16 protein-coding genes are annotated in these 14,635 nt (G+C 42.8%); 6 read left to right on the top strand and 10 right to left on the bottom strand.

Annotation, left to right across the window (positions count from 1 at the left end):
* Nucleotides 1-103 precede the first annotated feature (103 nt).
* The 5 genes from BF9343_RS01890 to BF9343_RS01870 form a co-directional block, all read right to left on the bottom strand.
* Complete coding sequence (locus tag BF9343_RS01890) at nucleotides 104-370, bottom strand: NVEALA domain-containing protein (RefSeq protein WP_010992030.1); 267 nt, start codon at nucleotides 368-370, stop codon at nucleotides 104-106.
* A gap of 130 nt (nucleotides 371-500) precedes the next feature.
* On the bottom strand, nucleotides 501-1,388 hold the full coding sequence (locus BF9343_RS01885; RefSeq protein ID WP_010992029.1) for a DUF1573 domain-containing protein: 888 nt from the start codon (nucleotides 1,386-1,388) through the stop codon (nucleotides 501-503).
* Nucleotides 1,388-1,615, bottom strand: a complete 228-nt coding sequence (locus BF9343_RS01880) for an NVEALA domain-containing protein (protein ID WP_010992028.1) — start codon at nucleotides 1,613-1,615, stop codon at nucleotides 1,388-1,390. The genes BF9343_RS01885 and BF9343_RS01880 overlap by 1 nt, the downstream gene beginning before the upstream one ends.
* 65 nt (nucleotides 1,616-1,680) lie before the next feature.
* On the bottom strand, nucleotides 1,681-2,751 hold the full coding sequence (locus BF9343_RS01875; RefSeq protein WP_010992027.1) for a response regulator transcription factor: 1,071 nt from the start codon (nucleotides 2,749-2,751) through the stop codon (nucleotides 1,681-1,683).
* The gene (locus BF9343_RS01870) at nucleotides 2,748-2,975 is read right to left on the bottom strand and encodes a hypothetical protein (RefSeq protein WP_032575431.1); all 228 of its coding nucleotides are present in this window, start codon (nucleotides 2,973-2,975) and stop codon (nucleotides 2,748-2,750) included. The genes BF9343_RS01875 and BF9343_RS01870 overlap by 4 nt, the downstream gene beginning before the upstream one ends.
* A gap of 371 nt (nucleotides 2,976-3,346) precedes the next feature.
* Between BF9343_RS01870 and BF9343_RS23860 the strand changes: the two genes are divergently transcribed.
* Complete coding sequence (locus BF9343_RS23860) at nucleotides 3,347-3,577, top strand: hypothetical protein (protein WP_032539019.1); 231 nt, start codon at nucleotides 3,347-3,349, stop codon at nucleotides 3,575-3,577.
* Nucleotides 3,578-3,631: 54 nt separating this feature from the next.
* Here the strand turns inward: BF9343_RS23860 and cdaA are convergent, their stop codons facing one another.
* Together cdaA and folP are read right to left on the bottom strand one after the other, a co-directional pair.
* Nucleotides 3,632-4,396 carry a diadenylate cyclase CdaA gene (gene cdaA / locus BF9343_RS01860; RefSeq protein WP_005779023.1) on the bottom strand — a complete coding sequence of 255 codons (765 nt, stop codon included), beginning with the start codon at nucleotides 4,394-4,396 and terminating at the stop codon, nucleotides 3,632-3,634.
* A 34-nt stretch (nucleotides 4,397-4,430) separates the two neighbouring features.
* A complete protein-coding gene (gene folP / locus BF9343_RS01855) occupies nucleotides 4,431-5,291 on the bottom strand; it encodes a dihydropteroate synthase (RefSeq protein WP_005796563.1) in 861 nt (286 codons plus the stop codon).
* 111 nt (nucleotides 5,292-5,402) lie between these two features.
* Between folP and BF9343_RS01850 the strand changes: the two genes are divergently transcribed.
* On the top strand, nucleotides 5,403-7,418 hold the full coding sequence (locus BF9343_RS01850) for an ATP-binding protein (protein WP_010992025.1): 2,016 nt from the start codon (nucleotides 5,403-5,405) through the stop codon (nucleotides 7,416-7,418).
* A gap of 85 nt (nucleotides 7,419-7,503) precedes the next feature.
* Here the strand turns inward: BF9343_RS01850 and glsA are convergent, their stop codons facing one another.
* Nucleotides 7,504-8,469 carry a glutaminase A gene (gene glsA / locus BF9343_RS01845; protein ID WP_005784278.1) on the bottom strand — a complete coding sequence of 322 codons (966 nt, stop codon included), beginning with the start codon at nucleotides 8,467-8,469 and terminating at the stop codon, nucleotides 7,504-7,506.
* 15 nt (nucleotides 8,470-8,484) lie between these two features.
* Entirely contained in the window at nucleotides 8,485-9,927 is a 1,443-nt protein-coding gene (locus BF9343_RS01840; protein WP_005784276.1) for a glutamate decarboxylase, read from the bottom strand.
* A gap of 31 nt (nucleotides 9,928-9,958) precedes the next feature.
* On the opposite strand from BF9343_RS01840, the gene BF9343_RS24145 reads away from it, so the two are divergent.
* The 3 genes from BF9343_RS24145 to BF9343_RS01830 are packed head-to-tail and all read left to right on the top strand — an operon-like array spanning nucleotide 9,959 to nucleotide 12,765.
* Nucleotides 9,959-10,186: a hypothetical protein gene (locus BF9343_RS24145; protein WP_005784274.1), complete on the top strand. Its 228-nt coding sequence runs from the start codon at nucleotides 9,959-9,961 to the stop codon at nucleotides 10,184-10,186.
* Between the two features lie 2 nt (nucleotides 10,187-10,188).
* Nucleotides 10,189-11,424, top strand: a complete 1,236-nt coding sequence (locus BF9343_RS01835; protein WP_005801628.1) for an MFS transporter — start codon at nucleotides 10,189-10,191, stop codon at nucleotides 11,422-11,424.
* Between the two features lie 42 nt (nucleotides 11,425-11,466).
* The gene (locus BF9343_RS01830; RefSeq protein WP_010992024.1) at nucleotides 11,467-12,765 is read left to right on the top strand and encodes a UDP-N-acetylmuramoyl-tripeptide--D-alanyl-D-alanine ligase; all 1,299 of its coding nucleotides are present in this window, start codon (nucleotides 11,467-11,469) and stop codon (nucleotides 12,763-12,765) included.
* Between the two features lie 4 nt (nucleotides 12,766-12,769).
* On the opposite strand, the gene BF9343_RS01825 is transcribed toward BF9343_RS01830, so the two are convergent.
* The gene (locus BF9343_RS01825; RefSeq protein WP_005796576.1) at nucleotides 12,770-13,162 is read right to left on the bottom strand and encodes a VanZ family protein; all 393 of its coding nucleotides are present in this window, start codon (nucleotides 13,160-13,162) and stop codon (nucleotides 12,770-12,772) included.
* 104 nt (nucleotides 13,163-13,266) lie between these two features.
* Here BF9343_RS01825 and BF9343_RS01820 point away from each other — a divergent pair, with 104 nt between their 5' ends.
* Nucleotides 13,267-14,634, top strand: a complete 1,368-nt coding sequence (locus BF9343_RS01820; protein WP_005796577.1) for a sodium-dependent transporter — start codon at nucleotides 13,267-13,269, stop codon at nucleotides 14,632-14,634.
* Nucleotide 14,635 lies beyond the last annotated feature (1 nt).

Raw genomic sequence — 14,635 nt, 5'->3', positions numbered from 1 at the left:
AGCTTTTCTCTTTCTAAACTATTGCATACATCTATTCTTTAATTTTATAATTAGTATTTTGTGGATACAAATTAAAGACAAATGTATTGTGCAACCGTTTGTTCTAATTAATACATGGAGAATTTAATCTAATTCCCTTGATGACAGTCGTGGTACCATTAGGTAACATAACCTTCATACAATCACCGTAATTACCACAACAATATGTTGTTGAACTACCGCCTTCACCAGTGTTAGCTAATGCTTCTACATTGGCCATTGCTATATCGGATAATAATTCTGTACTCTGTACTTTATACACATTATATCCAATAAAAGACACTGCTATCACTGCTATGAACGCAATCATTGCTTTAACTTTCTTTTTCATTTTTTTTATTTTAGTTGATTATCATTTTATTTATCCCGCTTATCATTTCCACGGAAAAGCAATCCAATTGCCTTCTAAATCAAACTTTTTCCATAGGCTAACATTCTCCATAATTTTTTAAGGTTAACTATTAGTATTCTTCATCAATCGCATTACCCCGAATCTTCAAACGTATTGGAGAGGTGGGAGTATTACAATATACAGTAATGGTCTTCTCAAAATGTTCGGGATGTTCTGCACGGTAAGTAACCTGAATATCGGCAGACTTCCTCGGAGACACAGGCTCCTTGCTGTAAGCAACAGATGTACAGCCACACGAAGCATTTATGTCCTCGATAATCAGAAGATGATCGCCAAGATTCCGCAAACTAAAAGTAGCAGTCTGGGGAGTTTTCCAATCAAAATCGCCCATTTCATCGAGGTTTTTATCCAAAACCACTTTTGTTTGGGAAGAGGTAGCGACTCCGGTTTGCCGTCCGGTAATAATTTGCAAATAAAGGTCACGCACCTTTTTATTATGGACAGGATTACCAATCGCAATCACCTTGTTCTGACTGTCCAAAAGGAAAGTTTGAAAGTTCACATCCGAAGGGAAATGATTCAAAGCATCAAAACCTCCCTTTTCATCGATAAAAACCGGATAAAGGAATCGATCTCTCTTCAATAGAAAAGAGATTTCTTTTTTGTTTTTCGGATGGAAAGCAAAGAGAAAAGATACCTTTCCATTGGCCATTGTGTCGACCATAGAAATGAAATATTTCCATGTAGGAAGTTGCAATTTGCAACTGGTGCAGCCCACCGAATCCACGTAAGTCATTATGGTATATTCATTTTGGGGAAACGAATAACCGGCACTGTCCTTTCCCAAAACACTGAATGTCATATCAGCGGGATAGACAATCGTTCTACCCTCCCATTCGTGAATCAAACGGGATATTTGCTGCTCTTTGGTCTCTTTACATGAGCAAAGTGCCATCAGAAAGCATAAATAGCCGATAATTTTAATGGGACGGCCCATTATTCTTCACGGTATACTACTTCAACTTTCAGATATGTGAACGGACAGTCCACAGATCCGTCACCGATACAGGCTATATCTCCATCGGGGAACGGCTCTCCTGTAGCCAAAGCCTCCACATTTTGCAATAGCAAACCGGCTTCTTGTACCTTTCCTTCTTTTCTCACAGAAACAAGACCTATTAGCAATAGCCCGATAAGTCCAATAGTAATTTTTGCGTTTTTCATACTCTATGTTTTTATTGCAAAGGTATGGCTTATCTCGCCCACCGCCAGTGAGAAAGACTGATTTCTCACTGATTTTTCACTGATTTCTTACTATTTTCTAAACTAAAGTGGAGTTGATAGCCTCCATTTACCAAGGTAACGCTAAGATTAGCCCCTATTTTCCTTAAATCGGTACGTAAATCAGTTATCAGTCGGTTCCTGCGTTCCATAAAAGAATCGACATTATCCAATTCTTTCCAGAATAGTTTTTTCAGATCTTCATTCAACAACAAATGGCCGGGTGCTTTAAGAAATGCCAACAATACCTCAGCAACTTGTTTTCGGAGTATACAAGTCTGATCATGATAAGTGATACTCCTCTGCAGATAATCAAATGTAAGTCCATCGACCTCCCAAACAAATTCACCTTTTTGTTGAGCAAGTGGTTGCGACGATTTAACATGATTATCTACTATTCTGAACTTAGATAAAACTTGAACAAGAAAAAGACGAACACCCGGAACATAAAACAAACAAAAGATCAGTGAAAAAAGAACATAGTTCCAAGTCCAGATATTATTCCAATGCGCTTTTAAAACAACGGTCGCCCAAAAAGGTCTTATAAAAGCATCCATTTTTATACCATAACCGACCCCTGTACTATAGGCTAATAAAAAACAATCGGGTTCATTTAGCCCACTCGATGCCGATATCCGCTCTCCGTTCTTTAGAGAATTTGTTAGTTTTATTCCGGTATTAGCACAGATTCCATCCATACGAAGTTTCAACTGCCATTTCTGATTCAGAGAATCCACATTAATAGAGTTTCGCTCTATAAGGTAAGATTGTTTAACTCTATGCACAAAAGATGTATCCGTATAAACAGTATCAATGGCAAATTGACGTACATTGTGAGTCCCGCTCTTATCTGTAAGGGTTACTTTCTTATTCTTTGTATGTTTCTTTCCGGTAACGTACGCCTGATTGGGTTTCAATTTTCGGAATCTACATTCCAAGTCTTCATCAATTGTACGCAACAAGAGTTTTTGTGCACTTGCATTTACAATAGGCAGACCCATACGATAAAGATAGGATCCAAAAGTAATTGTAACCCCTATCCAAAGTAAAGCAAATAAGATACTATAGATAAATTTCATTGTTCATCATTTTCTTTTGCAAAGAAAATCAAAAAAAGAGTTGATTGCAAATAAAATATAATTTTTCTACCTCCAGTTTCATCTATAAATCTTATCAATAACAGTCTGACATTATCCAACTGAGCCACATGCAAATACACTATTGATTCATTACTCTTCACACAATTTCCCAAAGACCTTTTCCCCTGCACAAATAAGGAAGAGATTAACTTGATTTCCCCCATATCACAAACCTTTATGAACAAGATAATTACCATTTTTCATACGATCTCTACTCCGCCCCGCATACCGGGGCTCATCGGCCCACATACTCGGGCTATTGGGCACAGACATGCGGGCCCGAATAAGATTCAGACCATTTTCACTAAAGTAAGTTTTCTTTTACTCATGGAATCTAATTCAGTTTTCGGAAGTGTAAGCCCTCGTTTATAGTTGACAAAAAAGCAAGTATCCCGGCTTTCGCCCGAAGAGTCCATCCGTGAGGTGAAGAAGCGAATCTTAGACTAAACCATCTGAAAATCAACATCTTTAAAAAGTAAGATTTCTGTCCTCAAAAGCTTTGTTTTAACACTGAGTTAAAACTTGTTCTTTGGATGTGAATAACAAGTTCTTTAAATGCAAAAGACTTGTTATTTGCGCACAAGAACCTGACAACCTGCAAAAGACGTTAACAATGTTAATTGAAGAAAGGTGTAAGAATGAAGATACCGGTTCAGACAGCGTAAATTCACTTCCGGAACTTGAGCTATCTTATTCAGCCGATATCTGTTTTTTCTTATTAAAGCAGGCAAAAAGGACAATTATCAACTTGAAAATAAAGAAATAAAGAATTTACCACCAAATTTGAAGAAGAACCATTTTTTGTATGAGAGCGTGATATTTAGCTTTCCTTTGTCAGCAGGCTTTCCAGTTCTTCGGCACTCTGCCGCAAATAGAACTGACCGCGCCATGCCACAGAGATGGCTCCGGTTTCTTCGGAAACAATGATGGCCAAAGCGTCCGAAACCTGCGATATACCCATTGCCGCCCGGTGGCGAAGTCCCAATTCTTTGGGTATGTCTAGGTTGTGGGATACCGGAAGAATACATCCGGCCGCTTTAATACGTTTTTTACTGATTACCATTGCGCCATCATGCAAAGGGCTGTTTTTAAAGAAAATGTTCTCAATCAGCCGCTGGTTAATATTGGCATCGATAATTTCACCGGTACGAATGACATCGTCAAGCGGTACATTACGCTCCATAACAATCAAGGCCCCTACTTTCTGCTTTCCCATACTGATGCAAGCCATCACAATCGGCATGATATCATCATGCTGGAGTTTTTCTTTTTTGTTGCCGGTAAGGAAACGTACCAAGGCACTGGCGTGCTGGTGCGAACCCAGGGTCAGCAAAAAGCGCCTGATCTCATCCTGAAACAGAACAATCAGCGCCAAGACTCCCACACTCACCAATTTGTCGAAAATGGAGCCCAGGAGCTTCATCTCGAGCACCTGCGATACAACCAGCCAAATAAGGATAAACACCAGGATACCGGTGAACACATTAATAGATCCGGAGGCTTTCATCAGCTTATAAGTGTAATAAAGCAGGAAAGCCACTAACAGGATATCAATAAAATCTTTTATGCCAAATTCAAAAAACACGGGACTAAAGTATTAAGGGTTAAGTATACGGGTATCAGGAACAAGCCGATACACTTTTTAATTTCTCTATCAGCCGAACCGACTCGACAGCTTCACGCACATCATGCACACGGAGAATATCGGCACCTTTCATCAAAGCTACCGTATCGAGTACTGTTGTCCCGTTGAGTGCTTCCTGCGGTGTGGTTCCAAACAAACGATAAATCATCGACTTGCGGGAAACTCCCACCAACAAGGGAAGTTCGAAAATGCCGAACTCTTCCAGATGCGCCATCAGTTCGTAGTTATGCTCCAACGTTTTGCCGAAGCCGAAACCGGGATCGAGAATAATGTCTTTCACTCCCAAGTCACGCAATTGCTGTACTTTCCGGGCAAAATAGATGAAGACCTCTTTCAGCAAATTTTCATAATGGGGCTCCTTTTGCATGTTTTGAGGAGTACCTTGCATGTGCATCATAATGTAAGGTACATTCAGGCGAGCCACCGTCGGAAACATCTGTTCGTCCATCTCACCGGCCGAAATGTCATTGATAATAGCCACTCCGTACTCCTTCACACATTCCTCAGCCACTCCGGCACGGAATGTGTCAACTGAAATGATAGCACCCGGATGATTCCGGTTCAATATTTCCAGACCGGTACGCAAACGCCGCATTTCTTCTTCGGGCGAGATGTGTTCGGCATTCGGACGTGACGAATAAGCTCCTATATCAATCATAGAGGCCCCTTCATCAAGTATCTGACGGGCACGTGCAGCAATATCGGCTTCTGTCCGGCTTCGGCTACCTGCATAAAAAGAATCGGGTGTAACATTGAGTATACCCATAACCTGCGGAATGGAAAGATCAAGTAAACGACCGTTCACATTCAGGCTTTTGAAAATCGTTGAATCCATTTTCTGTTATTACGGTTGATTGACGCAAAGATAAAGAAAAATAAATGTCCTAATGCTATCAGCACACTAAAAATAAAGTTATCTTTGCAGCTATCAAGACTACTCAAAAATATGTCCTCCAAACCGTACCGTCACTTCATAGCACTCCTGCTGGTTTTGTTTTGTTCGCGATTCGAAGCCCAAGCCGAAGACCTGTTCGCTAAAACGGACAGTACTCTTCAACAATACTTGATCAGATGTAAGGCACAAATCAAAGATCCGGACTTTCTGCAAACAAATGATACTCTTACGCGCATGGCTCAAGAAAAAAATGACAAACGGATGCAGGTGATTGCCGTGGCCCTGAAACTGGATTATTACTACTATCAAAACAATCCGGACAGTATCCTTGTCATGGTAGACCGCGTGAAGAAAATCAGCCGAAGGAATAATGAACTGAAATATTTCTACTTTGCATGGGGAAGCCGATTGATTATCTATTATATCAAACAACACCAAACCAACACTGCCATTTACGAAGCCCGGAAAATGCTTCAGTCAGCGGAGGCTGATAATTTCATTCCCGGAATCGTACAATGTTACCGTACATTGGGGACGGTCTACATGACTCAATCGAATCCTAAACTGGCTTATGAAAACTTCCGGAAACAAATAGCCTTGATTGAAGAAAATGAAATAGAAGATATCAATCTGCCCACTCAATATGCTTCACTCGCCCAATGCGCTCTTGAAATGCACCGCCCCGACGAAGCGCTGAAAGCACTGGAAAAAGGATCGAAATGTACCAGGAGTTCATATCAGATATTCACTGTACAGAAAGCCTATATTCTATATTATCTGGAAACAAAAGAATACGAAAAAGCCCGGAAAACACTTGTGGAGTTGGAGCAATTGTTCGAAAAAGATAAATCACTCACACTCTATAAAAGCGGATTATTCTATATACAAATAGAATACTACCGGAACACCGGACAGTACCGGAAAGCACTTGACGTGATAGAAGAGATCAAGAATGATTCATCGAGCATTAACAAATACCTGGACTATACACTCACCCAGAAACAAGGCGACATCTATTGGGAAATGAACCAGAAGGCCCGGGCTGCCCAATATTATCGGGATTATATCCTGGCAACAGACTCCATCCGAAGCCAGGAAATACAAAACTCAACCAACGAGTTCTATACCATTATGGAAGTAGAACAGCTACACAAAGAAAAAAATGAACTACTGCTGCACATGCAGGAAGAAAAATTGCAGAAAATCAATATCGCACTTGTCTCGCTGGTCATTATTCTGGTGGCAGGAACGATGTTACTTTTCCACATCTCAAAGTTGAATAAAAAACTGAAGAGATCGGAAGCCAAAGTGATACAGCAGAACAAAGAATTGGTAGAAAACGGAGAAGAATTACGCAAAGCCAAAGAACAGGCGGAAAACGCAAGCCGGATGAAAACAACTTTTATCCAGAGTATGTCACACGAAATTCGCACTCCTCTTAATTCAATCGTCGGATTCTCTCAGGTACTGAGCAACTATTTCAAAGAAGAAGATAATGATGAAATCAGAGAGTTCGCCTCGATCATCGAAATCAGCAGCAGCAATTTACTGCGGCTGATCAATGACGTACTCGACATCTCTTACCTAGACCAGTCGGAAATATTGCCCTACGATAAGCCCGAAGACATCAACAATTGTTGCCTGCTCAGCATCGAACGAACCCGGAACAGTATAAAGAAAGAGGTATCACTCCGTTTCGAACCGTCATGCGGACCACTTATGATATTGACCAACCCGGAAAGGGTAGCGCAGATACTGACCCACTTGCTACACAACGCAATTAAATTCACTGACAAGGGGAATATCACGCTGGCTTACACCATCTCGCCCACAGAAAAACAGATTGTATATACCGTTACCGATACAGGGAAAGGTATCCCAGTGGAGCAACAAGAGTATGTATTCGAACGTTTTGCCAAGCTGAACGATTTTTCGCAAGGAACAGGGTTAGGGCTTCCCATCTGTCGGATTATTGCCGAAAAGCTAGGAGGTAGCCTCATCATAGATAAGACTTATACCAAGGGATGCCGCTTCATACTTACATTGCCGCTGATAAAAGCAGACTGATAATACCCCAAAAAGGTTGCCCCTCAGGCGGAAACCGCCCTCGGAGCAACCTAAACAAAAAAACGGTAAAGCGTTACCGCTACTTCTAATCGACGATGGTCACTCTCGCACCATTGAATACATTCAATCCCAATTTGTTCATGATGTACTTAATGGCCAACTGTGCTTTCACCGAGTTGCCCGAGCCATCCAAAGGAGGAGCAAAGGCAGATACACCGAATACACCCGGCAATACTCCCATCACACCACCACCTACACCGGTCTTGGCAGGAATACCTGAAGTATACATCCAGTCGCCCGAATGTTCGTAGAAGCCTACGGTAGCAATCATAGATGTGATTTTAGGAGTCAGTTCGGCATCGAACACCTGCTTTTTAGTCACAGGATTCACACCGCCATTGGCAACCGTACCGGCAGCCACCGACAACATCTGTGCAGTTACCCCCAAAGAGCACTGGCGAGTATAAAGGTCCAGTGACATATTGGGATCGTCATAGATACGATTATAGTTCTTCAGTAACCAGGCAATAGAACGGTTATTGAAATTGGTAGCTGTCTCCGACTTATAGAGTTCTTCGATCAACTGTGGAGCAGAACCGCAAAGATCGGTAATGTTCTGTACGATAGCGTCCCATTTCTTATCTGAATTACCAATCGGAGTCACCATGGAACAAGCCGAGATGGCTCCGGCATTTACCAACGGAGTAGACGGATGGTCATTCTCCAACAAGATGGCAATGATAGAGTTAAAAGGAAGTCCGGTAGCATCCGCACCGATCATCTCAAGCACTTTCTGTGCCCCGTATTGGCGGAGAATCAGAATGGCTGTATGCACTTTAGATACGGATTCAATACCGAAACGATAATCAAAGTCACCCACGGTAATGGTCTGACCGTTCAGCAGGCAGACACTGATACCAAAAAGGTTTTTGTCTATATTGGCCAGATAAGGAATATAATCGGCATTCTTACCGCCTGTATTACCTTTTACCTGTTCGTAGGCCTGCTGCACAACCTCTTTTATTTGGGAAATAGATATTTTTTTGTCCATACTAATTCATATTATTTATTTCTTGGCAGCTTGTGGTTTACCGGTATGGTTAAATACTTTGGCTTCTACCGGCAGATTCTTCTCCTGGGCAATACGAGTGGATGTCGGGTATTCCAGTTTTTCCAGTTCGGCAATAGCATTCTTAATGTCGCCCAGCAACATGTCGGCCATATCACGACTGAATCCCTGACGGACAACGACACGCATAACCACATAATCTTGCAGCTTGGCAGGCAATGTATATGCCGGAACCATCCAGCCATGCTGAGCCAGCTTATCCTGCAAATCGTAAAGAGTCCATTTGGCGTTCTTTGCATATTCCGGCTTCATGTACCAAATGAACAACGGGTTTACTACATCTTCCGAGTAGTTGACGAACGGAGTCATCTTAGCAATCTGGCTGTGGATGTATTTGGCAATCTGCAAAGAGTTGTATTGTACTTCCTTGTATCCCTGGAATCCTAAACGAATAAATTGATAATATTGTCCCAAAATCTGAGCTGCAGGACGAGAGAAGTTCAAACCTACCTGAGTAATGTTAGCTCCTAAGTAGTTTACGCTGAAAGCCATTTCTTCGGGCAGATATTCTTTGCCTTTCCAGACAACCCAACCCAAACCCGGATATACGAGACCGAACTTATGGCCGGATACACTGATGGAAAGAACCCATTTCAGACGGAAGTCCCATTTGGTATCAGGATACAGGAACGGCAGGATGAAACCACCGCTGGCAGCGTCTACGTGAATAGGAATATCATAACCGGTTTTAGCGTTATACGCATCGAGGGCTTTGTCAAGGGCTTCAACATCATCGTTCAGACCGGTCCATGTAACCCCTTGGATTGGAACTACACAGATTGTATTTTCATCACACATCTTCAGGGCTTCTTCCGGGTCAAGTGTGGTCTTGTCCAGCGTCAAAGGCACCTGACGCATCTCAATCTGCCACAACTGAGCAAATTTTTCCCAAACAACCTGGAAACCGGTTGAAATGACAAAGTTAGGTTTATCAAATGGTTTACCCTGGGCCTGACGTTTTTTGCGCCAACGCAACCAGGCAGCTACACCACCCAACATACAAGCTTCTGAAGAACCGATAGCCAATGCACCGGTTTTCCAGGTATCTTTTTCCGGAGAGTTCCACAAATTAGCAACGATATTGATACATTTACCGTTCATCACAGCAATGCGAGGATATTCTGTCTCATCAATGTAGTTGATATTGATAGCTTCGTTCATCAGCTTCGTTGCATAATCATCCATATAAGTAGTCACGAATGTAGCAAGATTCAGACGGGGCTGAGTTTGAGCAAAAGTTTCGTCCTTCACCATCTGATAGGCGATTTCCGGAGTAGTAGGACCATCAGGTATTTTCTCTACCGGAGAGGGTTGTAACATTCTGTTTGAACCAAATGCTTCTGTTTTAGCATCACCTTTTCTGAAATTTAAATCTTCCATAATTACTCTTATTTTTAATTAGGTTTAGGCGATGGGGATTTTCCCCGTCGAATTTCCCACAACAACAGTGAGAGGATATGAAAGTTCTTCGGTTTTACATTATTTGGGGTTTATTAAAAAGGGGGGCGACGGAAAAGTTAATAAGTTATCTCCAGCCCTAATAGGAAGATATCCCAACACACTTTCTGCTGCTTGTGTGCCGAACATTCTAACGGATCGTTTGTTCTTCACACACCTAAACTTTATAATACCTATATAACTATGCGTATTCAAACTGGCCATGGGACTATTCCCCTTATTACCCTCATCGGCATCTGGTCTATCTCGGCCTTGAATGCCCTACCGGGGCTGGCGGTTTCTCCTATTCTGGGGAAGCTCTCCGCCATCTTTCCACACTCCACCGAACTGGACATACAAATGCTTTCGTCTCTGCCTTCACTATTGATTATCCCATTTATCCTTTTGGCAGGTAAACTGACGGAACGGGTCAATTTCATCCGTCTGCTCCAAGCCGGACTTGCCATCTTTGCTCTAAGCGGAGTGCTCTACCTGCTGTCGGGACAGATGTGGCAACTGATTGCCGTGAGTGCCTTACTGGGAGTAGGCTCCGGACTGATCGTCCCGCTATCCACCGGATTAATCTCCAAATACTTCGTAGGTTCATACCGTGTGAAACAGTTCGGATTAAGTTCGGCCATCACCAACATAACACTGGTAGTAGCTACGGCAGTAACCGGATACCTCGCTGAAGTCAACTGGCATCTCCCATTCGTCGTCTATCTGCTTCCAATCATTTCACTCGTACTCTCGGTATATCTGCAACGCAGCATGGCAAGCGAAGGCAGTACCTCGCTTACCAACGACAAAGCCCCGGCAGACAAAGAAGAAGATGTAGATACCGGTAACAGCAAATACGGCATTCACGTTCGCCATCTTGCAGGCATTATGGGTGTTTACGGACTGGCTACCTTTCTGGTACTGGTAGTCAGTTTCAACCTGCCATTCCTGATGGAAGAATATCATTTCACCAGTGGTAACTCCGGTATTATGATTTCTCTCTTCTTTCTGGCTATCATGACTCCCGGTTTTTTTCTGAACCGGATCGTAGGCACTCTGAAAGAGAAAACAAAGTTCTACAGTTTTTTGAGTATCGGCATCGGACTGGCACTGATCTGGATCTCACCCAAAGAATGGGTGATAGCTCCGGGATGTATCCTGGTCGGGCTGGGGTACGGAGTTATCCAACCTGTTGTCTACAACCAGACAACCCATACGGCTATTTCACGCAAAGTGACACTGGCACTGGCATTCGTAATGGCGATGAACTATCTTGCCATCCTGCTATGTCCCTTCATTATCGACTTCTTCCAGTCGACTGTATTCCACATCAAATCTCAGCAGTTTGCTTTTGTATTCAATCTATGCATCAGCATCGTAATGCTTGTCATTTCCTATACCAAGCGAAATTCTTTCTTGTTTAATGATAATCTGAAATAGAAAATGTAATTTTGCACCCACAACAGAGAAAAACCGATTATTATGAAACTTTCTGCTCTCTACAAGATATTCCTGGATTGTGCCGTAGTGACCACCGACAGCCGCAACTGCCCTGCAGGTTCACTGTTTATTGCCCTGAAAGGCGAATCATTCAATGGAAACGCTTTTGCAGCTCAAGCATTAAAAGACGGCTGTGCATACGCCATCGTAGATGAAGCCGAATATGCTCCGGAAAACAACAGACATATCATTCTGGTGGACAATTGCCTGCAAACCCTTCAGCAACTGGCTAATTATCACCGCCGCCAACTGGGTACAAAAGTGATCGGCATTACCGGAACCAACGGGAAAACAACCACTAAAGAGCTGATTTCTGCTGTCTTGTCGAAATCTCACAATGTACTCTACACAGAAGGAAACCTAAACAACCACATTGGAGTGCCCATGACTCTGCTTCGCCTAAAAGCAGAACATGAACTGGCAGTGATCGAAATGGGGGCTAATCATCCCGGAGAGATAAAATTTCTGGTACACATTGCCGAGCCGGATTATGGAATGATCACCAATGTGGGAAAAGCGCATCTGGAAGGATTCGGTTCCTTCGAAGGAGTGATCCGCACCAAAGGAGAATTATATGACTATCTCCGTGAAAAGGAAGATTCTACCGTCTTTATACACCATGATAATGCTTATCTGATGGACATCGCTCATGGCCTGAATCTGATTCCCTACGGAAGTGAAGACGCACTTTATGTAAACGGACATGTGACCGGGAATTCCCCTTATCTGACTTTCGAATGGAAAGCAGGCAAAGATGGTGACTTGCACAAAGTGCAAACTCAGCTTATCGGCGAATATAACTTCCCAAATGCGTTGGCCGCCGTTACTATCGGTCGGTTCTTTGGAGTGGAAGCCGGAAAAATAGATGAAGCACTAGCCGGATATACTCCCCGCAACAACCGTTCACAACTAAAAAAAACCGCGGATAATACACTAATTATAGACGCCTACAATGCCAATCCGACCAGCATGATGGCAGCTCTGCAGAACTTCCGTAATATGACTGTGAAAAAGAAAATGCTGATATTAGGCGATATGCGTGAATTGGGGGCGGAAAGTGCAGCTGAACACCGCAAAATCGTGGACTTCCTGCAAGAATGTTCTTTTGAGAAAGTCCTGCTGGTTGGAGAACAATTTACAGCAACTCATCCTCCTTATCACACCTATGCCAATGCACAGGAAGTGATAAAGGAACTGCAAACGGAAAAGCCTAAAGACTACACCATCCTGATCAAAGGATCGAATGGTATCAAACTGAGCACGGTTGTTGAATTTTTATAAAAGTCTACTTTTTACTTAATATACGTGGACGGACAATAAAATATCCTATCAGACTGGCCAATACCGCACCTGTGGTATTGGCTGCAAAGTCCATCCAGTCTCCTCCACGATAGGTCGTACAATATTCCTGCAACAATTCTACACATCCGCTGAACAACACCGGACAAATGAATGCTCCTACCCAAGCATGCCACACCGGAGTGTGGTCTCTACGGTGTGCCCGTAAAAACTCCAGCCATAGCATACCGGACATGCCAAAGTACATACAAATATGAACGACCTTATCGATATTAGGAATTTTACTAATCTCCGTTGAAGGAGGTTTGAAGAACGACAGATAGATGACCGCAAGAATGATAAAGAGCGATACGGGATATTTCTTAATATACGATAGCATACCTAAATAAATTACAGATGAATCGCAAATATAAGGAACATTTTCTATATTTGCACGTTTAAAGCGAGAAAATCTATCGAATTGTAAGATAACATATACTTTTTATGACAAAAAAAGAAAGAGGAAACTTTGGTAGTAAACTGGGTGTGATATTAGCTTCTGCAGGGTCAGCCGTCGGACTGGGCAATATATGGAGATTCCCTTATGAAACGGGAAATCATGGAGGAGCTGCTTTTATTCTTATTTATCTGGGATGCATCCTCCTACTCGGACTACCGATTATGATAGCTGAATTTTTAATCGGACGGCACTCACAGGCTAATACTGCCCGTGCTTACCAGATACTGGCTCCCGGCACTCAATGGCGTTGGGTAGGACGAATGGGAGTTTTGGCAGGATTCCTTATTCTTGGCTATTACTCTGTAGTGGCCGGATGGACATTAGAATATATATTCGAAGCTGTCAGCAACAGTTTTGCAGGTAAAACTCCGGCGGAGTTCATCTCTTCTTTCCAAAGTTTCTCCAGCAATCCCTGGCGTCCGGCCCTATGGCTCACGTTATTCTTACTCGCTACCCATTTCATCATCGTGAAAGGGGTAGAGAAGGGAATCGAAAAATCATCTAAAATTATGATGCCGACCCTCTTCATCATTATCTTAATACTGGTGGGATGCTCTGTCACTTTGCCGGGAGCGGGCAAAGGCATAGAGTTTCTGCTAAAACCAGATTTCAGTAAAGTAGATGGCAATGTATTTCTGGGAGCTATGGGGCAAGCGTTTTTCTCACTCAGCCTTGGAATGGGATGCCTGTGTACCTATGCCTCCTATTTCAGCAAAAACACCAACCTCACCCGAACGGCTTTCAGCGTAGGAATCATCGACACATTTGTCGCTGTACTAGCCGGTTTTATCATCTTTCCTGCAGCGTTTTCGGTAGGAATTCAACCGGACGCCGGACCCAGTTTAATTTTTATAACCCTTCCTAACGTGTTCCAACAGGCTTTCAGCGGAATACCGATACTGGCATATATTTTTTCAGTGATGTTCTACGTATTGCTGGCACTGGCAGCTCTGACTTCTACCATCTCATTGCACGAAGTGGTTACGGCCTACCTGCACGAGGAGTTCAACTTTACAAGGGGAAAAGCTGCCCGGTTAGTGACGACAGGTTGTATTCTGTTAGGGATACTCTGTTCACTCTCTCTGGGAGTTACCAAGGAGTTCACCATCTTCGGACTGGGTATGTTCGACTTGTTCGACTTCGTAACTGCCAAACTGATGTTGCCATTGGGCGGATTACTCATTTCCATTTTTACCGGATGGTATCTGGATAAGAAACTCGTTTGGTCGGAAATCACGAATAACGGTACCCTGAAAGTTCCTACCTATAAACTGATTATCTTTATTCTGAAATACGTAGCCCCGATTGCCATTTCAGTGATCTTCATTAATGAACTGGGGCTACTGAAATAAA

The sequence above is a fragment of the Bacteroides fragilis NCTC 9343 genome (assembly GCF_000025985.1).
GTDB classification, from domain to species: domain Bacteria; phylum Bacteroidota; class Bacteroidia; order Bacteroidales; family Bacteroidaceae; genus Bacteroides; species Bacteroides fragilis.
The sequence above is the reverse complement of the archived record's forward strand: the minus strand, read 5'-3'. Positions and strand labels throughout refer to the sequence as shown.